Consider the following 24207-nt stretch of genomic DNA (forward strand, 5'->3'; position numbering starts at 1 on the left):
CGCAGTCTCAGACCAGGTCGGTGTCAGCGCAACATGGAGACCAATCTTCGATTCGTCTTTGAGGACCTCAAGCCAGGTAAAACCGTCCGGGTTGGTCCACATGGGGTTGTATACGCGGGTGAAGTAGACGTCGAGCTTGCTGCGGCCCTCCTTGAGGAAGTGCGGCAGTAGGAAGCTCATCTCGTGGTAGCTGAGCGGGTATTCCTTGGGCCACAGCGTCTCGTTCCATCGGCTGTGAGGTGGAGGCATGTTCCAGTGTGCGGGCTTGAACTTCACCCATCCCGCGGGGGACACTCCGCCTTTGGTGCCGACCGACCCGGTGAGGACGTGGAGGAACTGCAGTGTCCGGGCACCCTGCCAACCGCTGAGGTTGCCGGCGCCGACCGACCGCCACGTATGTGACGCAAATGCGTGGCCGGCGTCTGCGACTTCTCGTGCTACTGCCTCGATTTGGCCAGGTTGGAGTCCGCATTCCTCGGTTGCCCATTCCGGCGTGAACTCGGCGTACTCGTCCTTGAGCACGTTGATGAACTCTTCGTAGGTTTGGGCACGGTCGGGGTAACGGGTTTCGAGGGTGCCGGCCCAGTTCACCCAGCGTTTCATGAAGTCGTGATCGACCGTGTCCCATTCGAGGAGAAGTCGTGCAATCGCCAATAGCAGCGCCGGCTCCGTCCCCGGCCAACACGACAGCCAGTAGTCCGACATCGACGCGGTGTTCGACAGCCGCGGGTCGACGGTGGCGATTTTTGAACCGGCCTGTTTTGCCTCCATGATGCGCTGGGCGTGCGGGTTGAAGTAGTGACCGGTCTAGAGGTGGGCAGACAGCAGCAGGATGAACTTGGCGTTGGCGAAGTCCGCTGACGGCCTGTCGTAACCCGACCACATGGCATACCCGACACGTGCGCCCGAAGAGCAGATGTTGGTGTGGCTGTTGTGACCATCGATGCCCCACGCCTTGAGCGTGCGGTCCATAAAGCCGTCCTCACCGGGACGTCCCACGTGATACATGATCTCGTCGTGGCGGTCCTCGCGAATCGCTTTCCCGATACGGCTACCGATGTCGGCGAGCGCATCTTTCCACGAGACGCGTTCCCACTCACCGCCGCCTCGTTCACCGACCCGGCGCAGCGGGTACAAGATTCGCTCGGGGTCGTCGACCTGGTTGATCGTCGCGGGCCCCTTTGCGCACGTCCTGCCGCGCGATCCGGGGTGTTCGGGGTTGCCCTCGAATCGGCGAATCTTCCCGGTGTCTTTGTCGATGTATGCGAGCAAACCGCAGGCGGATTCGCAGTTGAAGCAAGTCGTCGGCACCAGTCGAAACCTGTTCTTCACGCGCCGTGGCCATGCGGTCGCGTCATACTCTTCCCAGTCATCCCAGCGTTCGATCGGTGGGTAGTTGGTGAGCTCGCCCTCCGGGGTGAGGCGAATGATCTTGTCGTCGGTGGTCATGGATGCCTCATGTCAGTGGAACGCTTTGCCCGGCTTTTACAAAGGCGTCGTCGCCAAGCCCGATGCCCGCGGCTGCGGCGAGACCGCCGATAGCCCCGACTACGGGTGCTGCACCCGCGAGTACGGCGATCGCCAACGCTGCGGTGACCACCGTTGCGAGGACCAGACCGACCCGGTATTGCGTTGCGAACGTCCCCTTCGTTAGGTGGCGGTAGGCGGCTGCTGCGTCGGGTTCTCGTGCGGTGCGAGACTCGAACAATGCAGTCATTGCGAGGCCGATTGCCCCGACCAGCATGGTGAAAGCAAACGCTGTGGTCCCTACCGGTCCGTGTGCAGTCGTCAACAGCCCGACAGACTCTGTCGACCTTTCCACCGTCGATACCATCGACGCAAGCAGTGACACACCGCCCCCGACTGCGAATGCGGCGGCGATCATGTGCCACACAAGTGCCGGGCTGTTCCACAGGGTTCTTCCTCTGGCTTGTCCGAATAGGAACGCCGTGTACCCAGCGGTGCCGAGTCCGACGATCGCCGCTGCCCAGATCGCTCCCCGTGCAATGGAGTCCTGGTTCGTGACACCGGCCAAGAACCAGACGCCGAACGTGACGGCCTGTGCGCTCAGTATCCACGCCCCCCGCACGAGCCAAGACGAGGGGTTGCCTTTGGTGAGTAGGTAGTAGAAACGGTCGGGGCGTTTGAGGTCGGCGATCAGCACAACACCGGTGAGTGCGAGGAACACCCCTCCGGCGAGGGGTGCACCGACCGACATCCACGCCGATTCGAGCGATGCACCAAAGATGATGGCGACCAGCGCTGCAATGGCAATCCCGGCTGCGATGGCTTTGGTGAGGAAGTATGCGGAGACGCGCGACCCCCACGGCATTGGGAAGTCGTTGCTGTACACAACTTTTGGATGTCCGGCTTCGGTGGTGACGTTGCGTGTCGGCGTTTTTACGCTGTCCGGCCCGTCGGTGAGATCGATGTTCAGCCAGGAATTTTCGATGTTGGCGGGGTCCCGCCACAGGCCCCCATCGTCGGGGCGTGATGCGGCCAGCGGGGCCAGATTTGTTGGCTCGGCCCCCTTATACCAGAGATTTGGCATCGTGCCTCGCTCTAGAGAACGCTGCGTGAGATTGCCTGCGGCGACCATCATGGCGATCTTGCTGGTTGGGTCATCGAGATCGCCCGCAATGATCGACTGCTCAGGACAAACCACAACGCAGGCGGGTTCGAGCCCGACCTCGACGCGGTGTACGCAGTAGTTGCATTTTTGGGCGGTGCCGTCGTTGGGGTCGATGTACAGCGCGTCGTAGGGGCAGGCTTGCATGCATGACTTGCATCCAATGCAGAGTTCAGTGTCGAAGTCGACGATCCCATCCGACCTTCGGAACAGCGACGACGTCGGGCAGATCGTGACGCAGGGCGCATCGGTGCAGTGGTTGCACCTCATCACCGAGAACGAACGTTTGGTGTCGGGCCAGGTGCCCTGCTCTACATACTTCACCCAGGTGCGGTTCACACCGAGTGGGACCTGGTGCTCGGTTTTACAGGCAACCGTGCACGCATGACATCCGATGCACGTTGTCTGATCGATTACGAATCCGTAACGCAGGGCTTCCTCCTCGCGGCCGAGTCTTGCAGGTTCCTAGGGCGGGCGCGTGACTCCAAGATTTCGATGTTCTTGGCCGGTGAGGGACGTCGATTCGGGGATTGGAGACGTGATAGCGTCTAGGCCGCTACCGAAAGGACCGTAGGCGAGATGCGCGAATGGTGACCACATCGAGCGAGATCCGCCGCGTCTATCTGCTGCTCACACTGCTGCAATCTCTGGCCGCCTCGCTCATCTTTGGCATCAACACGCTGTTCCTTCTTGATGCTGGCTTGTCTATCACTGGCACCTTCATAGCCAACGGGGCATTCACGGCGGGGATGATGATCTTCGAGATACCAACCGGTGTAGTGGCGGACACGGTGGGGAGGCGAGCTTCGTTTCTCTGGGGGACAATCACGCTTGGGGTGACAACGGCGCTCTATGTCGCGTTGTGGGCGGCGGAAAGTCCGCTGTGGATGTGGGTGATCGTGTCGGCGCTCATCGGGCTCGGCTTCACCTTCTTCTCCGGTGCTACCGAGGCGTGGTTGGTCGATGCCCTTGCCGTGACCGGGGGGACTGATCAACTTGAAGAGATCTTCGCCAAAGGTGGTGTTGTCGGCGGCTCGGCGATGCTTGCGGGGTCAGTCGCCGGTGGCGTGATTGCCCAATTCGGTCTAGGGATTCCATACATTCTGCGATCGTTGCTTCTCGTCGTCACATTCGTTGCGGCGTGGCGATGGATGCACGACGTTGGGTTCACACCGGCCCCCGGTGGGGACATCCGCGGCGAGATCCGCATGATTGCCAAGGCGTCTCTTGAGTACGGGTTGAAGAACCCACCAGTGCGGAATCTGATGTTGGCAGCTCCGGTCACGATGGGCGTTGGTGTGTGGGCGTTCTATGCGTTCCAGCCTCACCTACTCGATCTTTATGGTGATCCGAATGCGACGTGGATTGCAGGCACCGCGGCAGCGGTGTTTGCCGGTGCTCGCATCCTCGGCGGTATTGTTGCGGTCCGTGTTTCGCGCCGGTTGGGACGCCGGTCGACAGGACTCATCGTTTCGGCGGTCGGCCAGGTGGTTGCGCTCGTTGTTGTCGGCGTAGCCACGAATTTCTGGGTCGCTTTGATTGCGCTGATTGTTAGCTCGGTGATGATGGCGTCGGTCATGCCGATGCGTCAGACGTTGCTCAACTCGCTGATCCCGTCCGAGCAGCGAGCAACCGTGCTGTCGTTCAATGGGCTGATGGGTGGTGCAGGCGGCGTGGTTTTCCAGCCCGGCCTTGGACGCGCAGCCGACGCCTGGTCATATGGAACGGCGTACGTCATCGGCGGCGCGCTTCAGCTCATAGCGGTGCCGTTTGCGTTTGCGATCCGCAGAATGAATCTCAAAGAAGACATCGTGCTGCCGGCTGAGGCGTCGGAAGCCGAGGCGACCGAATCTGAGTAGTTCTCGTCGGGCGCTGCCGTAAGGGTGGGTGCCGGCCACGACAGGCTTCCATCACTGCAGCGCTGACGTACCCCGTTTCGGGGTTCAGGGTGGTGCCCGGTCGGTGTTTGCTGAGGGTGCCGTGTTTCTGAAGAGTTTTCGCAGGTTGTCGGGGGTGAGGTCGAGTCGGTGTGTCCGGGTGTGGTGTTTTCGGCAGAGGAGGACCGTGTTCTCAAGGTTGGTGGGTCCCCCGTTCGCCCAGTGGGTGAGGTGGTGGGCGTCGCACCATGACACTGGTGCGGTGCATCCTTTCCAAACGCATCCCCGGTCACGGTGCTCAAGTGCCCTTCTGAGTCCTGGTGGGATGGTGCGGGTTTTACGCCCAACGTCAATAGGGAGTGATTTGGCGTCGAGGACGATGCGGGTGACGCTTGCGTCGCAGGCGATTTGTTTGATGGTTTCGAGGTTGACGGGTGCGCCACCGAGTTCCGCGAGTTGTTGGCGGGCACCGGTGAACGTGTTGTGGTCAATGGTGATCGTGATGTGGGGTTTCTCCCCACCTGATGTTTTCAATTCCGTGTTGTGGTCTAGGAAGAAGCGGCAGATGTCACCAAGTGCGTCAGCGCGTTTCTGGGTCGGGCTGCGCTGGTCGTCATGGTCACCCCAGGTGGGGTTGGTATGAGCCTGTATGGCGGTGGTGATGGTGTGGAACAGTTCAGGGTTCAGTGTCCCTCTGATTTCACCAACCCCATCGTAGGTTTGCGCCAAATAGAGGCTTCTGAGACGGTTGATGTGTTCAATGTCACGTGATGCTTGTTGGTGGTTGACTTGTTGTTCCCAGTGCGAGATGACCCGCCTCAAGTTGTGTGGGGTGAGACGGGTAGCAACATCGGAGAACACGGCTTCGTGGTGTGGGAACGGCCCTGGGTTACGGTCGCGGGCTTGGGCTAGTAACGAAACACTGCGGTACGAGATGTTCCCACCAAGGGCTTGTTCAACAATGGTCGGCATGTGGGTCAACGCCCGACCAGTTTTGGTGACCCCGGATGCCTCTGCACTATCCATGTTGCAGTGATGGCGTAGCCACCCGGCTGTGGTTAACCCGTGGACAACACTCGGGATGTCACGGTGTTCAAGTTCACGCACCTGCAACGCGAAACGTGTCTGGGCTGCACTAATTGTGGCCCGCAACTCAATGGTTGCCTTCTCTAACACGTCATCAGACAATGCTGAGGTGTCACGCAAGATTGTATTCATGTTGCTGTTTGTGGCAACGGGCTCGCTTGCAAGCTGGGGGAAGCCACCGACAAGTCGGTCAGCGATGTTCGAGTCCTTTGCCCGCCTGTCCGGCGGGTTCTGGCTTCGCATACCCGCATACTAGTCGAACGTATGTTCGATTGTCAACCCCCAAACCCAACATTTCTCAAGAAACTTTTTGGAGGCCGAAAACCGCCCGCGAGAGTCCGGTTGCTGGCTGTGGGCGGATTCGCTGTCCACACAGTCGGAGTGGAGCCGCTCCCGGTCGGCTGTAGGCCGATTGAAGGCCAACCCAGGGGGCGCCTCGAAGAGAAGCTGTAGACCCAACACGTCTCGGTAGAACTCGACGGCTGTTCCCACGTCGTCAACGGCGATGGCGATCTGCCCGACAGTGGTGATCCCGATGTTGGCCGCCATTCCTAGCTAGCCCCGGCGGGTGGCAGGTCTTCGGTGATGAGGATGTCTATTTGGGTGAACGCCTTGTCACGAATCGGGATCAGCGCTGCATACTCGTCGCTGTCGAACACCGTGCGAATCGACGCCGCGCTGTCGAAGTCCATGATGAAGATGAAGCCCGTGTCGGGTCCGCCGGCGACCGTGTCTGAAATGCCGACGCGTTTGACGACCGCGCCACCTGCGTCGAAGAGCAGCGGCATGACCTGCTCAACATACTCTTGCAGCGCGGCTTCTTCCCCGGGGCGGGCGACAGACAGCACGATCAACGTGGCCATGGTTACATACTCGGTCGATGGCTTCGATCCCAGACTATCGCGGATGGGCGGGGGGTTGGTGGGCCGACTACTGTTGTGGCCGATGGGGAACGTTCGCTGATGCCGCTATTGCTCGCCGTCGAAGAGACGGCCTCAGACGGCGTGCTCAACGCAGAAATCTGGGCAATCGTGCTCATCGCGATTGCGGCCATCGTTGCGGTCGCCGCACGTTTCTTCAAGGTCCCCTTTACGGTTCTGTTAGTAGTTGCCGGACTCGTGATGGCGGCCCTCACAGAGGTCGATGTAAACCTCTCCAAGGACCTCATCCTCGGTGTGTTCGTCCCCCCGCTGGTATTCGAGGCAACAATGAAGTTGCCGTGGCGGCGATTACGTAACGACCTCGCGTCGATTCTCACCCTCGCCATCGGGGGAACCCTCATCGGCACATTCGTCATCGGCGCAATTGTGCGGCCTTTCCTCGACGTTCCTTGGCCGGCGGCGCTGGCATTCGGTGCGTTGATCTCAGCAACCGACCCGGTGGCCGTGATCTCACTGTTCAGAAGTCTCGGTGTGAGTAAACGATTGACGACGCTTGTCGAGGGGGAGAGCTTGTTCAACGATGGTGCGGCGATTGTTGTGTTCAACCTTGCCGTTGCTGCCGCTGTTGTCGATGCCCCTCCGTTCAGCCTTGGCGGTGCGGTCGGTGAGTTCGTGCTCGTGGCGTTCGGTGGTCTTGCTGTGGGTATCGCTCTCGGATATGTCGTGTCCACGGTCGTGCTCAAGAATCTTGACGACCATCTCGTCGAAACCGCGATCACGGTGGCCCTTGCGTTCGGTTCCTATCTAGTCGCCGAGGAGTTCGGCGTGATCGTCGGTATTGAAGGTCTCCAACTCAGTGGGATTCTCGCTGTGGTCGCTGCGGGGATCGTTGTCGGCGAGCTGGGTCTGCGCAACACCTCGCCGCCGACGCGACTCACGCTTGAAAACTTTTGGGAGTTCCTGTCGTTTACGGTCAACTCGTTTGTGTTCCTCCTTATCGGCCTGCGTATCCACGTGCGGGACCTTGTGGGCCAGCTCGACGCGGTCGTCGTTGCGATCGCCGCCATACTTCTGGCCCGGGCACTCGTCGTGTACGGCACGATGCTGGTCCAGAACCGGATCAGGGCGACGCGGTACGTGTCGACGAAATACCAGCACGTCCTTTACTGGGGCGGACTTCGTGGCGCGGTGAGTCTGGCGCTTGCGCTCACGCTTACTGGGTCGTTTGACGACGAGGTTGCGAGGGTGCTCGAGCTGGCGACGTTTGGCGTCGTCCTGTTTACCCTGCTATTCCAGGGCACGACCATCAACCTGCTGATACGGCGCCTAGGTCTTGGACATCGATCCCAGGCGATCATCGATCAGCAGCGGTATCAGGCAGTGATTTATAGCAAGCGTGCGGGCCGACGCGAATTGGAGCGCCTCCAGCGCGAGGGCATGGTGCTATCACAGGTGTGGGAACCGCTTGACAACCTCTATGACGAGCAGATTAATGCTGACCGTCGGATGCTCGACAGGCACTTCCAACGCAATCCGGGGTTGGAGACGTCGATGTTTCTCCAGGCCCGGTCCGATGCTATCAACGCCGAGCGCAGCGCTGTGCTCGATGCGAGTCGTCGCGGGTTGATCAGCAACGAAATCGCTGAAGAAGTTTCGGGGGATCTTGCCCATCGTCTTGCGGCGCTTGAGTTCATTCGGGCGCGTCTGGGTGCCGGCCAGGAAATCGACACCGAGCCCGAGGCGTTGGAGGACGGCGAGTGAGTGGCATATTGTGCGCAACCAACGCCGGCGAGGACTCGCGGGCTGTCCACATCGCCGCCTTCCGCAAAGCAGCCGGGCAAGACAGTCGGCTTACGTTTCTCCATGTGGTCGGTGGCGAAGACTTCTATGCGCAACCGGAACGTATGCGAGAGGCCATCCGCCTTGAGATGGAATGGCTGCTGTACGCCATGGTGCGAGTCGCTCGGGATCGCACGGATGCGACCGATGTGGTTTCCAGCGTCGTGGTCCAAACCGGGGATCCTCGAGTCGAGATCGCCGCATACGTTCGAGAAAACACGCCGGACGTGCTCGTGATCGGCGTTCCCCGTGAGGGTGACATCAGCATGTTCCACGACCACAGCGTCGACGAGTTCGTTGCCGAAGTCGAGGGGCTCGGTGTGCAGGTCGAGTTTGTAGCGACGCCCGACGGTCCCGCTTAGGAACCTTTCGATTGTTGCCACGCGTCATGTAAAGATTCGGGTATTTCGCTCTCGTCGAGACCCGTTGAAGCGATGGACAAGGGATGAGAGGTGAGCTACTTTGACCATCATATGTTGGTGAATGCAAGGCGGACGTTAGGTAAGCGCCTCTGGGATGTCTATCGGTTTGGTCTCAACCCGCAATCGGTATTGCGCCGCATACGGCCGGGAGCAGCGCCGAGGGTTTTCTGCATCGCCGTTCCCAAGGCCGGAACCCACCTTCTCGAACGGCTGCTGTGTCTGCATCCAGAGCTCTACCGCAAAGTGGTCCCGACGCTAAATCCCGGCAATCTCGAGCGTTGGGGAGGTCTCGATCGAGTCCTAGGGCGACTTCGACCAGGGCAGATCCTGATCTCGCATCTACCATATGAATCCGTACACGACTCAACGATCCGCGACAGCGCTGCACTGCCGATATTCATGGTTCGCGATCCCCGAGCAATTCTGATATCTAATGTGCACTACATAGTCGACCAGATTGATCATCGTTGGCATGATCTATTCATGGAACAACCGGACTTCCAATCCCGCGCGATCCTGACTCTTCGAGGCGACAATCAGGCGGGCTTCATCCCGTTTGGTTCTCGGCTGCTTCGATACGCTGAATGGTTCGATAGTGAAGCTCTCACTCTTCGATTCGAGCACCTGGTCGACCAAGGCTCGCGTGCGGAATCCATTCAGCGAGTCTTCACATATTTGGGTCTCGCAGCAGATGCGGGTCTCATCGACTCGATTGGTCGGCACCTTGTTTCGCCGGTTTCGCCGACGTTTAGGAGAGGGGTCGTTGATGGATGGCGCGACGAGTTCACCGCCGAACTCGCAGCAGAATTCGCTCAGACCTGTCCCGGACTCCTCGACACGTTCGGGTACGATCAGGGGCAGTAGTCGGAGGCTGGCTCGCCCGGCTGTCCCATGACGGAACTCCACACGGATTCACCGTCCTTGTCAGTGATGTCGGTACGGAACAATCCCTAAAGCGTGCGATCGTATTGGAAGCAGTCTGCGCGGGGCGGATGTCATCGTGACCTGTGGTGTTCATTGACAGGTTGACCGCATGCATTGCGCAGCTGACTCCCTTCTTGCGGCACCACGGCGCCCCCGGTGGGGAAGCCGGTTTCCGCGATCGCGACTGGCGGTCCAAGGTCGAAGAATCGGTCGAGGTAGTCGTCTTCGGGGATTGACATGTCGCCGCTGAGATACGGATATGTCGACACCGCAATGATGTCGGTCGCGTCGGCAGGGACTGCCACGACCGACGGGTCGCCAAGCTCGGCCTGGAATGAGGCGAACACGACGATGTCAGGGTAGGTCTCCTTGACGTGGTCGTAGAGCTGACGGTACAGGCCGATGATGTCGTCGACCTGACCGGGCAGGCGTGCTCCACCGTCGAGTCCTCCAAGGATTTCATCTCGTGCGAAGTTGGTGATTGCGGTCGCGACGTACACCGCGCGTCCTTCTGATTGCTGGCGGCGTGCTGCCATCTGGGCAGTGAACCCGTCGGGTAGTGGCGCTGCTGCAAGCAGTATTTCCCACGGGATTCCCCGGTCGAGGTGGTGGGCGATAAGCGTCCCATCTTCTTTGGCGAGTTCGAAGGCGGTGACCGCAGACTTGAGCGAGGGCTGTGACGGGAACGCCGTCAGTCCAAGCAACAGGCCACCTGCCGGTGAGGTAACCGTGGTCGACCCTTCTGCTGACGTCGCCTCCCCTGTTGTGGTCGCGGGGCCGGTCGCCCGGGTCGTGGTCGTCTCTGAAGTATCGCCCGAAAACGTGCAAGCCGCGGCGACGAGCGCAAAGGTCATCAGAGTTGCGGCGGCACGTCCAGGAAGATGCATCTTGTCTCATTCGGCTAAGAGCGGGTTTCGGGTTGACCCGCAGGCGCGGGGAGTTGTAGGCGCCTGGTGTTCGCCATTCCATCGTTGTGAGGTGGCTTGTCGCCATCGATCATTGTGTGGGAACCCGACCGTCGATCATCTGCGTCGTACCATCGAAGCCGGCTATTAGGAGTACCCGTGAACAAGACAGTATGGGCGGCAGCGTTTTTGCTGGTTGTCGGCGCCTGTTCGGGTATCACCGACACCTCCGTCGACCCGACGCAAGCGCCGTCGACCACGACAGTCGCGGTGCATCAACTGAGGCCAGAACCAGGAAGTCTTGTATGGGGAGGAACACTCGACCCGGGGGTCGAGTATCAATACTCGATCTATGCGCATTGTGGGGTTGCAGTCCTCGGGTCCTTCAACGATGTCTTGTGGCAGGCCGATGTGCCTGACACGACTCTCGACTTCATCCCCGCGGCTTGGAAGGCGGTCATCGTGGGAGATCAAACGGTCACAGTGACACTGGTCCTCACCGAAGACCTGGAGCCAAATATCACCGCCACGGTCAACGGGACCGCAGTCGTGTATCGGCCTTCGTCCAAGGGCTGGCCTGCCTGCGACTAGATGGTGCTTGAGCGGCCGCGGTCTGCTTTGATACCTCCATGCTTGACGTCGGTGCTGAATTTGGTCTGCTTCGCGAGCGGGTGTGGATGAACGCGTCGCATCAGGGTCCGCTGCCGCTCAAGGCAGCGGATGCGGTTGCTGAGATGGTGCGCTGGAAGCTGCACCCTCATCATCTGGGACCCGCAGGTGTGTTCACGGATCTGTCCGAACGGCTGCGGTCCACCATTGCTCAGCTTGTGGGTGCGCCGTCGTCAGAAATCGTCTTGGCGAACAGCGCGTCTTATGGGCTTCATCTTGTTGCGAACGGCCTTGAGCTGTCTACCGGTGACGAGGTGATCGTTGCGGTCAACGACTTCCCGTCGGACATCCTCCCGTGGACACGGCTGGAGAGATACGGCGTGGTCGTCAAGGCGCTGCGGCCTCAAGGCAAGGTGCTGACGGCGCAAGAAATCGACGCCGCGATGACGGACCGCACGCGGGTTGTGTGTCTCACCTGGGTGCATTCGTTCTCTGGCCATGTGATCGATCTTGATGCAATCGGCACTGTCTGTCGGGACAACGGCACGCTGTTCATTGTCAACGGCTCGCAGGGTGTTGGTGGCATTCCGATCTCGGTGACAGACCATCCGATTGACGCCCTGATCGGCGTTGGGCACAAGTGGCTGTGCGGTCCGTATGGGACGGGGTACTGCTGGCTGGGGCCGCGGGCTGCTGAGCGGATCCATCCCATGAAACAGTATTGGATGACGGCGCTGTCGACGGAGGACCTCACGCAAGGAGAGGTGGATCTCGCCAACTTCTCACCCTCAGAGACCGGACAGCATGACATCTTTGCCACCGCAAACTTCTTCAACTTCTCGGCGCTTGTCGAGTCTGTTGGCCTGGTCAATGCAACGGGAGTAGACCGAATCTACGAACACAATCAGGCGCTGGCCAACCGCCTTGTACAAGGCGTCGACAGGTCTCTTTACGAGGTGCTCGATCGTGGCAATCCGCAGCGTCTGTCGAGCATCGTGTTCCTTCGACCGCTACGCCGTTCGGTTGATGAAGCGGCAGCAATGCTCGAGGTGGTCTCGATCGATGTGGCCCGTCGGGTAGGGATGCTCAGGCTGTCGCCTCACTTCTACAACACGTTCGCCGATGTGGACCGGGTGCTCGGGGCCCTCAACGACGACCCCGGTAGTTAACGGTCGGGCCGTCGGATTCGCTCTTCAGCGCCGAGGGCGTGGTGGTCTACGCCGTGCCCGAAGTCCACACATCCTCACCGTCCGCGTCGAGCGCAGCCGTGGGAGATTGTGTCTACATGGACGAATCTTTCTACGGAAATAGCGGTGTCGCGGGCTCTGCGTCGTGCAGCTTGGGAGCCTGGCTGGGATCCGGCCCGACGGCTACGGAGTATTCAACCGTGTTGGCGTTCACGAGCCGCGCCAACTTGTGCTCCGGCCACGTGAGATGGCTATCGAACTGGTCGCGGACCCCAACGTTCTCGGTGTGCTGGCGGGCGGACAACGTCTGCTCAACTTTTCTCCCTCCTCAGTCGCCGAGTACGACTTTGCCGCCGAATCATGGCAGCAGATTGCCGAAATACCGGCGGATGCGCAAGACGTTGGCCGAGCTGCGACCAGGGGGACGGTCACCGCGGTTGCCACCGATAGTCGTGTCTGGCTGTTCGAGGACGAATTCGTAGAGTTACCCGCCATCCCCGACATTCAAATCGACTACCTGGGTTGGGTCGGCGACAGCGTTGCGGTGTGGGACAACACTGAGGGTGCGCTGTTTGTGTACGACGGTGACAAGCAGACTTGGTCGGAAACGAAGGTGGCGAAGAAATACATTGAGCGCACGTCGCCGGCCCTTTGTGCGTTTGAGACAGGATTCGCCCTCTGGGGTGGGTGGACCAAGCCGGACGAGGCGTCGGGCGTTGTGGTCGCGCGAGACACCGGAATCATCATTGAGATAGAGGCAAACGACGGCTGAGCCGGTGTCGCTGCGTGTGGCGGCTGGGGGATTGGCGGAATGCCAGGTCACTATGCTTGATTCTTCACCCTGAGTTGTGGAGGTATTGCGGTGTTCGAATACGCTAGAGCTGCGGTCGAGGGAGCGCTGGCTGCTGGTGCCTCGTATGCGGACGCACGTGTCGTGATCTCCAAGAACGAAGCGATTGAGGTTCTCAACCAGGCTGGATAAACGAATGGGCGAGTGCGTCGAATCCGTGGTCGAGAAGCGGACCCATTTCTTCGCCTCCGGCTGCCCAGAGCATGCACATGGTGTCGATCATGGCCGTATGTCGACGACGGGTGAATACTGAGCATCTGGTGACGGTCGAAAACTGCGCGGTGTGTGTGGTTGGCGACGATCCTTGGATTTGAGGAGGAGAGGATGTATCGGGTGCAGGATTGGGCTGAGGTTCACCGTTTGTTTGAACTGTCGCGTGTCAAGATTGTTGAGACAGGCGAAAGTTTGGTCCTGATCTGAAGGAGAATCTATGGCGAGGCCTCCATTGGTGTCGGCGGAGAAGAAGACATTGATCGTGGTATCGATCTTGCGGGGTGAGGTCACGATGGTTGAGGCGTCGCGCCGTGAGGGTGTGTCACAGACCTCGATCGCGAAGTGGCGTGACCGGTTCCTTGCCGGTGGTCAGGCTGCCCTGTCGGCTGGGAGTCATGGCACGTCGAGACGGTATTCGGGAACATCAAAGCGAACCTCGGGTTTCGGCGATTCTCGAACAGAGGACTCGACGCCACATCAAGTGAGTGGCGACTCGTGTGCACCGTCCACAACCTGCTCAAGATCCACCGGCAACGACTCGCAGCCACCTAAACCCGGAACAAGGATCGGCGCCACCACCCAGACACGCCGAAAACCTCCGCTCGGAGGCCATCTATGCGACAGCCCCCGCCACAAGGGTTTCTCGCTATCTCGTCGGATGCTCGATCACGCCGGAATCGCTCCGCGTCCACATTGCGTCCACGCGAGCGGCGCGCCAGAGCTCGTCGAGGCGGTCCGCAGCGGCCTCGTCGAGACCGTCGAAGAGGTGCCCGTATGTGTCGAGTGGTCTTGATCGACGCATGGCCGAGCCTCTCCTGGATGACCTTCGGGTGCTTTCCCTGGGCGATGAAAAGCGCTGCGTGCGTGTGGCGGAGGTCGTGGAACGTGCACGGATCACCGACCGATGCTCTCACTGCCGGCAGCCAGATCCGGCGTCGGAAGTTCGTGCGCCTGATGGGACCGCCCGCTGGCGCCCCGAAGATCAGATCCGTTTCGTCGGCGTGAGCCGCGAGGTGTCGCGCCATTTCCTCCGCAACGAAGGATGGCACCGACACGGTGCGGCGAGAAGCATCCAATTTGGGCGGCTTGATGAGGAACTGTCCTTCCATCTCGGCGAGGCTCTCCTCCACCCGCAGCGTCCTCCTCAGTGCGTCGAACCGTTCCGTGCGAAGAGCCGCAAGCTCCCCGAACCGAAGCCCCGTGTAGGCAGCCGTTAGAACCATCGCCCGATACCGCTCGTCGATCGCTTCGGCCAGAGCCATCGTCTCAGCAGGCTCGAGGATCCGCATTGCTGACATCGTGATCTTCGGGAGCTTGACGTTCCGACACGGCGACACCGGGATGAGCCCGTTATCCACGGCACAGGACAAACCCGCAGCGGGTAGCTGGTACGCCTTGCGAGTTGTCGCCGGCGCCCAGACCCGAAGCATCAAGGTCGGCGACCCACTGGGCGATGTGTACGGGTTGGATCTGCCCAATCGGGCCGGCGCCGAACCGCGGCAGCACGTGGTTGCGGATCGAGGCTTCGTCACGCAGGCGTGTCTGGGGACTCAGATTCGTTCTCGTGGCCTGCCATTCGGCGAACCAGTCCGACAGCTTCGTCCTGGCAAGACGAGGGTCCGAGTATCGGCCTCGGAGCTTGTCAGATTCGAGGCTGACCAGATGTTGGCCGGCGTCCACCTTGCGTGCGAAGTTCTTGGAGCGGTCAACTCCTGCCGGATCGCGCCAGCGAGCCTGCCAACTCTCCCTACCGGATCGATGCTTCACCTTGCGCACTGAACCCATGGACTCCACCTCCTGGTGCTCCCGTCGAACCGTGCACGTCGGCCTCCACAGGAACCACCGTCATGATCCTCCGCCTTACCGCGTTCAGCGTTCCTCGGCGATAAGGTCGGCGAGCCAGCTCTCGATATCGCACCATCGGAAGCGGAGGTGCTTTCCGACCCTGAAGCCTCGGGGGCCTGTCTTGTGGCATCGCCAGGCGTAGATCGTTTTCACAGGAACCTCAAGATACACGGCAAGCTCCTGAGCCGACAAGAGGCGCTCGGTACCGCGCAATGCCTCCTGACGGTTGTCGAATGGGAGGGGTTGTTGATCACGCAGCACCATGACACTGACGCCACGTGGACCACACCGCGTCTGACACAGGCACCTTCACCAGCCGCACGTCGTCGCTATGGCCCATCTCGGAACGCAGCCGGGCATCCCACATTTGCGAGTGTTTGGCGGCTCAGGCTCATCGCGCGTGGAGGGTGAAGTATCTCGACGGTCAGGAGTTGACTGCCGGGACGATGTGCTCGCCGCACGCACGACAAGGATCAGGACTCTGCGACCCCCGAAGCGTCGTCCCAGAATGTCTGTCCGTCCGAGAGTCTCACACCGATCGTAACCGTGAAGCTTTGAACGTTTAGCGGCTCACCGCCCCCATCCACAGTGAACTCCATCGTGGACATATCAATCCATGTCACCGTCGACACGGCGCCCTGCAGAAATGATCGGCCCGGTGCATTCGGACCGGTCCACACGCCGCGATCCTGCTGCTGCCCACCGAAGTAGGTGACGTTGGCTTTCCACTGCGAACCAACAACCTCGATGTTCACGTCGAACCACTGGGTGTCGGATGATTCGGCCAGGCTCCTGCCGTCACCGTCGACCTCAATGATGAAGGTATGTTTGCCATCTTCCTCGGATCTGTGGGAGACCCGGACCAGGTCGCCTCCGGGCTCGTATTTGGCAGGCCCATCGTTCTCGCTGTCCCCGGACCCGGACTTCGGGTCGCCGACTTCATCGTGACCTGGAGGAAGCTTCGTGTCCGTGTCCGTGTCCGTGTCCGTGTCCGTAGCACCCGACTCCGTGCAGAGGGACTCAGAGTTTTTCCACAGCCAAGTTCTGGCTTGGAAGGTGTCGCCCGGGGAAATGTCAAGTAGCCGTACGTCCCCGACCTGGAGACGAGATTCCCGTGGAACTGGTTCCCCTGTTTCTGAAAATTGGGCGAACTCTCTCGGCACCGGTTCCCCCCTACTCACCAGCGTCACGTCAAACTTCACACCCGAACTCAACAAAGGCCACACTTCGTTGGGTATCATGCATACTGAGAAAGCCAACGAGGTCTCCCAGCCGGTCGGCGTCTCGGTGACCTCCACTGGTTCCACCTTGGTGCTCCAGAAGCGGTGGGCCCAATAGATCTTAGGCGTTACGAAGGAGATCGGCGGCTGGGGCGCCGAGAACGTGATCACTCTGACCGTGTCATCTGGATCAGAGTCGAACTCGAGCCATAGCGAGACCGGATCGGTCCTCGCGGTGATCGTCGCGGCGACATCCTGGGTCTCATCCACCGAGACCTCCTCGGAGTTCACCGAGAGCGACACCTCGAAGAAACCGACGGGGGTCACCCACACCACGCTGAAGTGTCCGATCGACGTTTGGAACGTGAACTCCCCGTCGTCTTGTTGAATGATGTCACCGTCGAGGAACTCGATCGAGTCGCCCGACATGTGGATCGCCATGAACCCGCCCTCAAGGGCCTCGGGTAGGGCAATCGTCAACGTGGCGGGTTCGGTCAGAACCAGACCGTCGGGCAGGAGCTGCACCGCTACCACCGGGGCGCCAGGCTCCGCGGTTTCGTCGACGATCACCTCGAGCTGTACGTCGTCGGGCGAGACCCCTTCGGGAAGACTCCCCGCCACCAGCGACAGAGTGGCCCGCCCGTCGCCGGACTCGACCATTCGCGCAGCCGACGCTGCGGCAATTCCGTTTTCGCCGCCGGAGCCGGTTTCACCGCCGGAGTCGCTCCCGCTGCAGGCCGACGCGAGCAGAACGAGAGCAAGAATCAGATGCCGGCGCTTCACGTCAACCCACAGTCAGAGGCAAGGCGCGACCATACCACGTGGCGGATGAAGCCGAAAGCCCTGAAGTAGAGCTCACCGAGTTGATCCTGATGCTCGACAAGAGCATGTTGAGTCGTCGCCCCGAGACCTCGGCGTCGCAGAGGAACACATTCATGACCCCCCTCAACAAGCAGCTTCGACCCGGCTGATCCCGACAACCCGTCCGGCTAAATGGTTACTGAGCGTCTGAGGTGAACCGTAAAGATCGTCCCCGCGACGGGTCCAATGGTATCTCCCGGCTTCTGATGCCCCCGAAGCTCCGGCCTCGATGCGAGCATGTTGAGAGCGACACACATGACTACGGCATCGTGGCTCGAGCAAGGGCAGCACCTGCCCGAGATCCGGCAACATGAGACCGCTGACCCCCCACATGGAGAGGGAAACGACACGCCCAGAACGATCGGCTGGGACCGCGAGCGCTTCAACCGATACTTGACGCCGTTCGTCCGATTCCATTCAGTCCGCGTGGTCGTCGGCCAGCTCGTATCGGTTGCTGATCAGCCAGTCGAAAATCTCGCGGCGAAGGAACGTGAACTTGCGACCACCCGGCTTGCGATGGGCAGGGATGATGCCTTCACGGACCCAGGCACGAATGATCTGCTTGTTGGTGTTCAGCAAACCTGCGAGCTGATGGGTGTCCATGACGGGCGGCACCTCGGGATACCAACGGTCGTAGTCGATCTCGCCCGTCATGCCTCGTTCCCATGCGCCTCGCCCGGTTGCTCCTCATCATCGACCGGCCACTCCTCCGAATCTACCGGGACCAGTGTCGCAATCACCTCATCCCGGAAGAACCGGAACTGCTGGCCCCACCGCATTGCGGGCAGCTCTTTACGGTGGACTTTGTCACGAACATCACCAATGGTGCAGTGCATCATCTCCGCGACAAGAGCGGTGGTGAGGATCGGTGGATAAAGGCGACGTAGCTCGTCTGCAGGGTCTGATATGTTCATCTCTGCTCAACATTACTCAACGTTGTACCAGACAGGAACGAGCCTGATGCATCAAAGCGTCTAGTCCGTGGCTAGGAGCGCTCCATCAGTTTGACGGCCTGGAGCGCGCTCCACCGGTCGGCCGGGCTCACACCAGCCCACTGCCGCTCATCATCGTCCATGCTCGCCAGGAAGCCGTACCTGGACCGCACCCTCTGTTCCCAGCCGGCTATGTCGACTGGTCTTGTGAGGTACCCGATTTGCTCGGCTGTGAACACTGTCTCTTCCCGTTCGGAGAGGACATCGGACGGATCGATGGGGCCGCTGGCGAGCTGGTCGTCGACGATGTCGAAGAAGCTCTTCAGTACCCAGAGACGTCGGACCAACGCCTCTTCGAACTTCTGCTCGGCGCACCATTGAAGGTCGTAGAGATCGCGGGCGAGGCTCGTACGGCGGTACCGTGCGAGCTTCTCCGCCATAACCTCTTCGAGCCGCATCACAGGAATTGCCGGCAGGTCGATGTCGTACCGCTTGTGGATCGGGAGCGGGATCATCTTGGCTACATCGGGTGGCAGCCACAGTCCGCGTGTTGAGAGATCGATCCTTGCGGGAAGGTTCGGTGTGCCGAATGGCGTAGACACTCTGAGGTCCGCCCGTCGGTCGCTGTCGCGTCGTTCCAGTCGGAAGGAGAATCCGTCAATCTCGGCGCCGTCGATGCTCTCGAGAACAAGGGCAGCGGTGGTGTCGTCCTCGCACGCGAAGTCCAAGTCTGTCGAGAAGCGTCCAGCGTTACCGGCCCGGAACTTGCGGAGCGCCGTACCGCCCTTGAGCACGACGTTGAGATCGAAGACGCCCGCACGGTGCAGCACTACAAGCGCGTAGTCCTGGGCGATATCGAGCAAAGCGGGATCTCTGCCCCCAGAGCGACCCTGATAGTGCCGCGAGAGATAGCCTTCGGTGATCCTCATCGGGCAGCCTTGACCGACCAGGAACTCGGGAAGATGTGGTCGACAACGTCGAACCGACGTTCGTACTTCGATGGTCGCTCCCTCGGTCCGAGATGAAATGGGCCCTTCCCGTCAGGGGCCGAGGTGATCAGCTCATCAGCAGCTTCGCTGGCTCCTCCCAACAGCAAGAGATAGCTCGTCCTTGCCCATCCGCTCCGAGATCGCTCAGCAAGTTCAGATCGGAGAGCATCGACCGATACTCTTTGGACTGCGTGTGTGAGCCACTCGCTCACGTTCGGCCAGTCCCGGTACCGGTCGGGTCGTGCCCCCATGAACGCGAGCAACGTGCTCACCGACCACACCGGAAGACCGTCGACAACATCTGTCGGGACCGATGGCAGCCACCGAACCACGCGGAGCTCATCCATCGACTTCGGCAACCGCACCCCCAGAGGCAAGCCCACCACCTGAGGGTCCGGGGCTCGCGAGGCAAGTCCCTGAAGCCACGCTGCCGACTCGGCCGCAACCGAAGCGTCAAGGGGACGCGTCTCGAGCCGTGCCCGCAACTCGATGAACGGATCTCCGCCACCGATGGCCCCCGCACGCGCACCCGGCGCAAACTCCCACACACCGGTGGTCCGAAGCGGGAGCAGCCAACCGCGCTCCCGCAGCAGCCGCGCAGCGACAGATCCAGACACCTCGATGCCGGTCTCAATGGTCAGGGCGTCGAGTTGTTCTAGCGTGACGAGCACAGGCTGCTCGAGTTCGAGAGCTTCCAGGATTGGAGCGACAGATCGAGGTACGCTTCGTTGGGATAGGGCCACGCCACATCTCCTTTGTCACCTGCACACCACTCTAGCCCCATATAGGCCTGAAGTGTGTTTCTTCTGACAACTGTTCACGATGACATGACGGCCCTCTCATCTCCGCAGCACTCTGGCGTACCCGACAGGCAGACTCCTCAGATTCCGTGTCACCCGTTTGGGATGCAGAGGCTCCATTGAACGCTGCTCCAGGAATCCATGGATGGCCGTAGCCCGCGCGGTCGGAAGTAGTCGGCGACCACACCGCGTCCACAAGAGAACGAGAAACAACCCAAAACGACGCGAAGCGATGAGAGCTGAACACCCTTACGCCGCAAGGGTTGTCGCCGATTCTTCAAGGTCAACCGGACCCCCTGATCATCCCTGATAAGGATGAGGTCCCTGGTTCAAATCCAGGTGGGCCCACGGGAACCGAGCAATGCTCGGTTCCTCGCGAGAATCCTGCAGATTCTCGAGGGAACACCAAAGTGTTCCTTGGGAGTTGCTACGCAACTCCGGGGAACGCGAAGACTCATGCCGCGTTCCACCCAACAAACCATCCCCGCAAGTTCCGCTACCCGTAGCCGCGGGCGCCTCCTATGCGCGTATCCGGTGAAATAGCCACCGAATGTCCACAATCTCTTCGTCGCTCAAGACCTTAGGCTCAAATCCAGGTAGGCGGGAACGCCGAAGGCGTTCCTTGGTGAAATCCTCCGGCTGGCGGCGGCTAGGACCCTGTTGAACAATCCGCTTGTGGGCGGGCCGATTCACGGTTGAGGAGTGTCGGGGGGTGAGGTTCGGTGGTTCCGTGTTTCTGGTTTCGGGCTTTTGGCCTGTGGGTGGTGGTGTGGGGCTGGGAATCGGTGTTAGGTGACTGCCCAGACGTGTCCGTTGTGGTTGAGACCCAAGTTGACGAGCCGCCGAAGGTTGATGGCGGCGATCCTTAGGGCGAGCTGTGCCCGGTTCGCTTCGACGCCTCGATATCTGACCCGTCGATGCCCGTTCGCAACGATCCATGAGATGGAGCGTTCAACCATGGGCCGGTATTGGTGATAGTCATCAAGTGATCTTCCCCCGGTTTCCCGGATTGGTGTTCCCCCGGTTTTCCGGAGTCTCCAAGAATCCCAGGGCGAACCTAACCTGGTCGGAGACGAAGGTGGCGAAGAAGTACATCGATCGCATCTCCCCGGCCCTGTGTGCGTTTGAGACTGGGTTTGCCCTCTGGGGCGGGTGGACCGTGTCGACAGGGGCGGGTTTGTCCAGATCGCGCGAGACACCGGAATCATCATTGAAATAAAAGCAAACGACGGCTGAACCGGTGTCGTTGCGTGCGGGGGCTGGTGGATTGGCGGAATGCTAGGTCACTATGCTTGATTCTTCACTCTGAGTTGTGGAGGTTTTGAGGTGTTCGAATACGCTAGAGCTGCGGTCGAAGGGGCGCTTGCTGCTGGTGCCTCGTATGCGGATGCGCGCGTTGTGATCTCCAAGAACGAAGCGATCGACGTTTTGAATCAGGCGGTGCAGACGGTCCGCCACGGTGAGAGCGCCGGTGTTGGCGTTCGTGCGCTTATTGGGTCGTCGTGGGGTTTCTATGCGATCACCTCGCTCACCAACTCCGCAGCGCGGACCGCCGGTGAGAAGGCCGCCGACATTGCCCGTGCCTCTGCGCTGGTGCCGGGAGCAGCGATAACGTTGGCCGACGTGCCTGTGGTACAGGCGTCGTGGGAGACGCCTCACGAGGAGGATCCGTTTGCGGTCTCGTTGTCGGAGAAGGTCGACATGTTGATCCGGGTCTCCAAGACGATGCAGGATGTCGACGGAGTTTCGCTTGCCCGTGCCAGCCTGGCATTTTATGACACGAACAAGTGGTTTGTGTCGTCCCAAGGTGCGGAGATCCATCAGCACATTGTCGAGTCGGGCGGGGGCTTCGACGCCACGGCGATCGGTGAACACGAGACGCAACGTCGGTCGTACCCGCAGAGTTTCGGGCAGTATGCGACCGGCGGATACGAAACGGTTCGGGCGTGGGACTACGAGGCCAATGCCCAACGGGTCGCCGAGCAGGCCATCCAGCTTCTTGCAGCCGACGAGATGGAAGAGGGTGAAACGTCGCTGATTCTCGAAAGTTCGCAGCTTGCGCTCCAGATTCACGAATCGGTTGGGCACGCCATCGAGCTGGACCGCATCCTCGGGTGGGAGGCTGCGTTTGCGGGCACGTCGCACCTCGAACTCGAGAAACTGCGGTCCCACAAGTACGGCTCTGAGCTGATGAACATCACGGCGGACGCAACGCTTGTGGGGGCGTTGGGTAGTTTTGGTTTTGACGATGAGGGGACACCCGCACAACGGGTCGACATTGTGAAGGACGGCACCTGGGTGGGGGTGCTGTCGGGTCGTGACTCGGCCGCGCTTGCGGGACTCGAACCCGGGGGGATGGTCCGGGCCGACGGGTACAGCCGCCTGCCGATGGTACGTATGACAAACGTCGGCCTAGCGCCGGGCGTCGGCACTCTTGACGACATCATTGCTGACACCGCCGACGGTGTGTATATGGAGACCAACCGGTCGTGGTCCATTGACGACCGGCGTCTCAACTTCCAATTCGGATGCGAAATCGGTTGGGAGATCAAGAATGGCAAACGTGGACGGATGCTCAAGAACCCAACATACACCGGGATAACGCCCGTGTTCTGGGGCTCCCTTGACCGTTTGGCAGGCGAGGAGGAGTGGGTGCATTGGGGCGTGCCAAACTGCGGGAAGGGGCAGCCGATGCAGGTCGGCCACACTGGCCATTCGGCTTCGCCCGCGAGGTTTTCCAACGTGAGGGTGGGGGTGCGCGCATGAGTGAGAGTCGCCCGACTGTTGACAGTCACGTTGTTCTTGAGCGCGTTCTCGAGCGAATCGACGATGGCATCGAAGCCGAGGTCCGATACACGACCGGTGTTGAGTCGTTGACCCGGTTTGCGAATTCGTTCATCCACCAGAACGTGTCAGAAGAGGTGACCACGATCTCGCTACGGGTTGCGGTTGATGGACGGGTGGCTTCGGGCAATGGAACCGTCGTCACCGACGAGGCCATTGACCGTCTTGTCGATGAGACAGTTGCCGCAGCGAAACTTCAGCCGGTCGACGACGAGTGGCCGGGTGTTGCAAAGCCCGCCAAACTTCCGGTGACCGAGCATTGGGATGACGACACTGCGGACGCAAGCCCGCAGGTGCGGGCTGCGAAGGTCAAAGAGTTTGTCGATGCCGGGCCGTCTATGCGGGCGGCGGGGTACTGCTCCACATCGTCGACCGAGGTGTTCTTTGTCAACACGCTGGGCCATTTTGCGGCGGGTCGTGCGACGAGTGCCATCCTCGACGGCATCCACCAGACTGATTCATCGGCAGGTTCGGGTCACATGATGTCGCAGCGTCTCGGCGACATCGACGCAACGAGTGTTGGTGCTCTCGCTGCGCAGCGTGCTGCCGACTCGGTTGAGACCTTTGACCTCAAGCCGGGTGAGTATGAGGTGGTCCTTTCGCAGGAATGTGTTGCGTCGATTGTCGTGTTCCTCGGGGTGTACGGGTTTAACGCAAAGCTGCACAACGAGGGTATGTCGTTTGTGAATCTTGGCACGCAGCAGTTCGACGAATCGCTGTCGATCATCGACGACGCCCTCGACGATCGTGGGTTGATGGTTCCGTTTGATAGTGAAGGGGTGGCGAGACGTCGGGTCGAGCTGGTGACGGGTGGTGTGACGAAGGGCCTTGCGCAGGACCGCCGGACGGCAAAGAAGGCTGGGCTCGAATCGACCGGGCATGCGGTCCCGGGTGCGGAGGGGTTCGGCCCGATCGCGACACAGGTGTTCGTTGCGGGTGGTGGGCTGTCGGTTGATGAGATGATCGGCGGTGTCGAGCGTGGATTGTATGTCGCGACGTTTAACTATTGCCGGGTGCTTGACCCCAAGTCGCTTGCGGTGACGGGGCTGACTCGCAACGGTACGTTCATGATTGAGAACGGCAAGATCACCGGCGCTGTCAACGGTCTGCGGTTCACCCAGTCGTTTGTCGATGCGCTGGGCCCTGGCCGTATCAAGGGTCTCGGTAACGATGCCCGCTGGGCCGACTCCGAGTTTGACCCGGGGATGGTGCACGCCCCGAGCATGCATCTGAAAAGCTGGAACTTCACCGGAGGAACCGACGGATGATCTTCGGCCGCAGCCAACGTGAACCC

25 protein-coding genes and 1 pseudogene are annotated in these 24207 nt (G+C 60.6%); 11 read left to right on the top strand and 15 right to left on the bottom strand.

Annotation, left to right across the window (positions count from 1 at the left end):
* Together IIC71_13010 and nrfD are read right to left on the bottom strand one after the other, a co-directional pair.
* Positions 1–1449, bottom strand: a pseudogene (locus IIC71_13010) (molybdopterin-dependent oxidoreductase).
* A gap of 7 nt (positions 1450–1456) precedes the next feature.
* Complete coding sequence (gene nrfD / locus IIC71_13015) at positions 1457–2968, bottom strand: polysulfide reductase NrfD (protein ID MCH7670099.1); 1512 nt, start codon at positions 2966–2968, stop codon at positions 1457–1459.
* A 248-nt stretch (positions 2969–3216) separates the two neighbouring features.
* On the opposite strand from nrfD, the gene IIC71_13020 reads away from it, so the two are divergent.
* On the top strand, positions 3217–4488 hold the full coding sequence (locus IIC71_13020; protein ID MCH7670100.1) for an MFS transporter: 1272 nt from the start codon (positions 3217–3219) through the stop codon (positions 4486–4488).
* An 84-nt stretch (positions 4489–4572) separates the two neighbouring features.
* Here the strand turns inward: IIC71_13020 and IIC71_13025 are convergent, their stop codons facing one another.
* Genes IIC71_13025 through IIC71_13035 form a run of 3 tightly spaced genes read right to left on the bottom strand, consistent with a single transcriptional unit; the run spans position 4573 to position 6455 of the window.
* Positions 4573–5835, bottom strand: a complete 1263-nt coding sequence (locus tag IIC71_13025) for a DUF222 domain-containing protein (protein MCH7670101.1) — start codon at positions 5833–5835, stop codon at positions 4573–4575.
* 9 nt (positions 5836–5844) lie between these two features.
* Positions 5845–6141, bottom strand: a complete 297-nt coding sequence (locus tag IIC71_13030; GenBank protein MCH7670102.1) for a VOC family protein — start codon at positions 6139–6141, stop codon at positions 5845–5847.
* A 2-nt stretch (positions 6142–6143) separates the two neighbouring features.
* The gene (locus IIC71_13035; GenBank protein ID MCH7670103.1) at positions 6144–6455 is read right to left on the bottom strand and encodes a DUF1330 domain-containing protein; all 312 of its coding nucleotides are present in this window, start codon (positions 6453–6455) and stop codon (positions 6144–6146) included.
* Between the two features lie 99 nt (positions 6456–6554).
* On the opposite strand from IIC71_13035, the gene IIC71_13040 reads away from it, so the two are divergent.
* From IIC71_13040 to IIC71_13050, 3 genes are all read left to right on the top strand, one after another.
* Positions 6555–8234 (top strand): Na+/H+ antiporter, encoded by a 1680-nt coding sequence (locus IIC71_13040; protein ID MCH7670104.1) that lies wholly within the window; start codon positions 6555–6557, stop codon positions 8232–8234.
* The gene (locus IIC71_13045; protein ID MCH7670105.1) at positions 8231–8674 is read left to right on the top strand and encodes a universal stress protein; all 444 of its coding nucleotides are present in this window, start codon (positions 8231–8233) and stop codon (positions 8672–8674) included. Before IIC71_13040 ends, IIC71_13045 begins: the two co-directional genes overlap by 4 nt.
* Positions 8675–8764: 90 nt before the next feature.
* Positions 8765–9598 carry a sulfotransferase domain-containing protein gene (locus IIC71_13050; protein ID MCH7670106.1) on the top strand — a complete coding sequence of 278 codons (834 nt, stop codon included), beginning with the start codon at positions 8765–8767 and terminating at the stop codon, positions 9596–9598.
* A gap of 131 nt (positions 9599–9729) precedes the next feature.
* Here the strand turns inward: IIC71_13050 and IIC71_13055 are convergent, their stop codons facing one another.
* Positions 9730–10545 carry a hypothetical protein gene (locus IIC71_13055; protein ID MCH7670107.1) on the bottom strand — a complete coding sequence of 272 codons (816 nt, stop codon included), beginning with the start codon at positions 10543–10545 and terminating at the stop codon, positions 9730–9732.
* Positions 10546–10722: 177 nt separating this feature from the next.
* Here IIC71_13055 and IIC71_13060 point away from each other — a divergent pair, with 177 nt between their 5' ends.
* The 4 genes from IIC71_13060 to IIC71_13075 all read left to right on the top strand — a co-directional run bounded on the left by IIC71_13060 (position 10723) and on the right by IIC71_13075 (position 13974).
* Entirely contained in the window at positions 10723–11154 is a 432-nt protein-coding gene (locus tag IIC71_13060) for a hypothetical protein (GenBank protein ID MCH7670108.1), read from the top strand.
* 38 nt (positions 11155–11192) lie between these two features.
* On the top strand, positions 11193–12341 hold the full coding sequence (locus IIC71_13065) for an aminotransferase class V-fold PLP-dependent enzyme (GenBank protein MCH7670109.1): 1149 nt from the start codon (positions 11193–11195) through the stop codon (positions 12339–12341).
* Between the two features lie 163 nt (positions 12342–12504).
* On the top strand, positions 12505–13131 hold the full coding sequence (locus tag IIC71_13070; protein ID MCH7670110.1) for a hypothetical protein: 627 nt from the start codon (positions 12505–12507) through the stop codon (positions 13129–13131).
* Positions 13132–13845: 714 nt separating this feature from the next.
* Positions 13846–13974, top strand: a complete 129-nt coding sequence (locus tag IIC71_13075) for a transposase (GenBank protein MCH7670111.1) — start codon at positions 13846–13848, stop codon at positions 13972–13974.
* Here IIC71_13075 and IIC71_13080 read toward each other — a convergent pair.
* From IIC71_13080 to IIC71_13095, 4 genes are all read right to left on the bottom strand, one after another.
* Positions 13971–14780, bottom strand: a complete 810-nt coding sequence (locus tag IIC71_13080) for a site-specific integrase (GenBank protein MCH7670112.1) — start codon at positions 14778–14780, stop codon at positions 13971–13973. The two genes, IIC71_13075 and IIC71_13080, sit on opposite strands and share 4 nt — an antisense overlap.
* The gene (locus IIC71_13085) at positions 14773–15207 is read right to left on the bottom strand and encodes a hypothetical protein (protein ID MCH7670113.1); all 435 of its coding nucleotides are present in this window, start codon (positions 15205–15207) and stop codon (positions 14773–14775) included. The genes IIC71_13080 and IIC71_13085 overlap by 8 nt, the downstream gene beginning before the upstream one ends.
* Positions 15208–15291: 84 nt before the next feature.
* A complete protein-coding gene (locus tag IIC71_13090; GenBank protein MCH7670114.1) occupies positions 15292–15531 on the bottom strand; it encodes a helix-turn-helix domain-containing protein in 240 nt (79 codons plus the stop codon).
* Between the two features lie 209 nt (positions 15532–15740).
* Entirely contained in the window at positions 15741–17270 is a 1530-nt protein-coding gene (locus IIC71_13095; GenBank protein ID MCH7670115.1) for a hypothetical protein, read from the bottom strand.
* Positions 17271–17308: 38 nt separating this feature from the next.
* Here IIC71_13095 and IIC71_13100 point away from each other — a divergent pair, with 38 nt between their 5' ends.
* On the top strand, positions 17309–17458 hold the full coding sequence (locus IIC71_13100; protein ID MCH7670116.1) for a hypothetical protein: 150 nt from the start codon (positions 17309–17311) through the stop codon (positions 17456–17458).
* 307 nt (positions 17459–17765) lie between these two features.
* Here the strand turns inward: IIC71_13100 and IIC71_13105 are convergent, their stop codons facing one another.
* The 5 genes from IIC71_13105 to IIC71_13125 form a co-directional block, all read right to left on the bottom strand.
* A complete protein-coding gene (locus tag IIC71_13105; protein ID MCH7670117.1) occupies positions 17766–18002 on the bottom strand; it encodes a helix-turn-helix domain-containing protein in 237 nt (78 codons plus the stop codon).
* A complete protein-coding gene (locus tag IIC71_13110) occupies positions 17999–18262 on the bottom strand; it encodes a helix-turn-helix domain-containing protein (GenBank protein ID MCH7670118.1) in 264 nt (87 codons plus the stop codon). The genes IIC71_13105 and IIC71_13110 overlap by 4 nt, the downstream gene beginning before the upstream one ends.
* Positions 18263–18333: 71 nt before the next feature.
* The gene (locus tag IIC71_13115) at positions 18334–19209 is read right to left on the bottom strand and encodes a nucleotidyl transferase AbiEii/AbiGii toxin family protein (GenBank protein ID MCH7670119.1); all 876 of its coding nucleotides are present in this window, start codon (positions 19207–19209) and stop codon (positions 18334–18336) included.
* Positions 19206–20012: a hypothetical protein gene (locus IIC71_13120; protein ID MCH7670120.1), complete on the bottom strand. Its 807-nt coding sequence runs from the start codon at positions 20010–20012 to the stop codon at positions 19206–19208. Before IIC71_13120 ends, IIC71_13115 begins: the two co-directional genes overlap by 4 nt.
* 845 nt (positions 20013–20857) lie before the next feature.
* Positions 20858–21028 carry a transposase gene (locus tag IIC71_13125; protein MCH7670121.1) on the bottom strand — a complete coding sequence of 57 codons (171 nt, stop codon included), beginning with the start codon at positions 21026–21028 and terminating at the stop codon, positions 20858–20860.
* A gap of 367 nt (positions 21029–21395) precedes the next feature.
* Here IIC71_13125 and IIC71_13130 point away from each other — a divergent pair, with 367 nt between their 5' ends.
* Entirely contained in the window at positions 21396–22835 is a 1440-nt protein-coding gene (locus IIC71_13130; protein ID MCH7670122.1) for a TldD/PmbA family protein, read from the top strand.
* Positions 22832–24181 carry a TldD/PmbA family protein gene (locus tag IIC71_13135; GenBank protein MCH7670123.1) on the top strand — a complete coding sequence of 450 codons (1350 nt, stop codon included), beginning with the start codon at positions 22832–22834 and terminating at the stop codon, positions 24179–24181. Before IIC71_13130 ends, IIC71_13135 begins: the two co-directional genes overlap by 4 nt.
* Positions 24182–24207: the final 26 nt, after the last annotated feature.

It is taken from the genome of Acidobacteriota bacterium (assembly GCA_022562055.1).
GTDB lineage: Bacteria > Actinomycetota > Acidimicrobiia > Spongiisociales > UBA5794 > BMS3BBIN02.

Excerpts from the sequence above, each read along its gene's own strand:
- IIC71_13110 (MCH7670118.1), bottom strand. The coding sequence starts at position 18,262 with ATGAACATATCAGACCCTGCAGACGAGCTACGTCGCCTTTATCCACCG.
- IIC71_13040 (MCH7670104.1), top strand. The coding sequence starts at position 6,555 with ATGCCGCTATTGCTCGCCGTCGAAGAGACGGCCTCAGACGGCGTGCTC.
- IIC71_13030 (MCH7670102.1), bottom strand. The coding sequence starts at position 6,141 with ATGGCGGCCAACATCGGGATCACCACTGTCGGGCAGATCGCCATCGCC.
- IIC71_13055 (MCH7670107.1), bottom strand. The coding sequence starts at position 10,545 with ATGCATCTTCCTGGACGTGCCGCCGCAACTCTGATGACCTTTGCGCTC.
- IIC71_13085 (MCH7670113.1), bottom strand. The coding sequence starts at position 15,207 with ATGGGTTCAGTGCGCAAGGTGAAGCATCGATCCGGTAGGGAGAGTTGG.
- IIC71_13065 (MCH7670109.1), top strand. The coding sequence starts at position 11,193 with ATGCTTGACGTCGGTGCTGAATTTGGTCTGCTTCGCGAGCGGGTGTGG.
- IIC71_13125 (MCH7670121.1), bottom strand. The coding sequence starts at position 21,028 with ATGGTTGAACGCTCCATCTCATGGATCGTTGCGAACGGGCATCGACGG.
- IIC71_13105 (MCH7670117.1), bottom strand. The coding sequence starts at position 18,002 with ATGACGGGCGAGATCGACTACGACCGTTGGTATCCCGAGGTGCCGCCC.
- IIC71_13135 (MCH7670123.1), top strand. The coding sequence starts at position 22,832 with ATGAGTGAGAGTCGCCCGACTGTTGACAGTCACGTTGTTCTTGAGCGC.
- IIC71_13115 (MCH7670119.1), bottom strand. The coding sequence starts at position 19,209 with ATGAGGATCACCGAAGGCTATCTCTCGCGGCACTATCAGGGTCGCTCT.
- IIC71_13025 (MCH7670101.1), bottom strand. The coding sequence starts at position 5,835 with ATGCGAAGCCAGAACCCGCCGGACAGGCGGGCAAAGGACTCGAACATC.
- IIC71_13035 (MCH7670103.1), bottom strand. The coding sequence starts at position 6,455 with ATGGCCACGTTGATCGTGCTGTCTGTCGCCCGCCCCGGGGAAGAAGCC.
- IIC71_13020 (MCH7670100.1), top strand. The coding sequence starts at position 3,217 with ATGGTGACCACATCGAGCGAGATCCGCCGCGTCTATCTGCTGCTCACA.
- IIC71_13090 (MCH7670114.1), bottom strand. The coding sequence starts at position 15,531 with ATGGTGCTGCGTGATCAACAACCCCTCCCATTCGACAACCGTCAGGAG.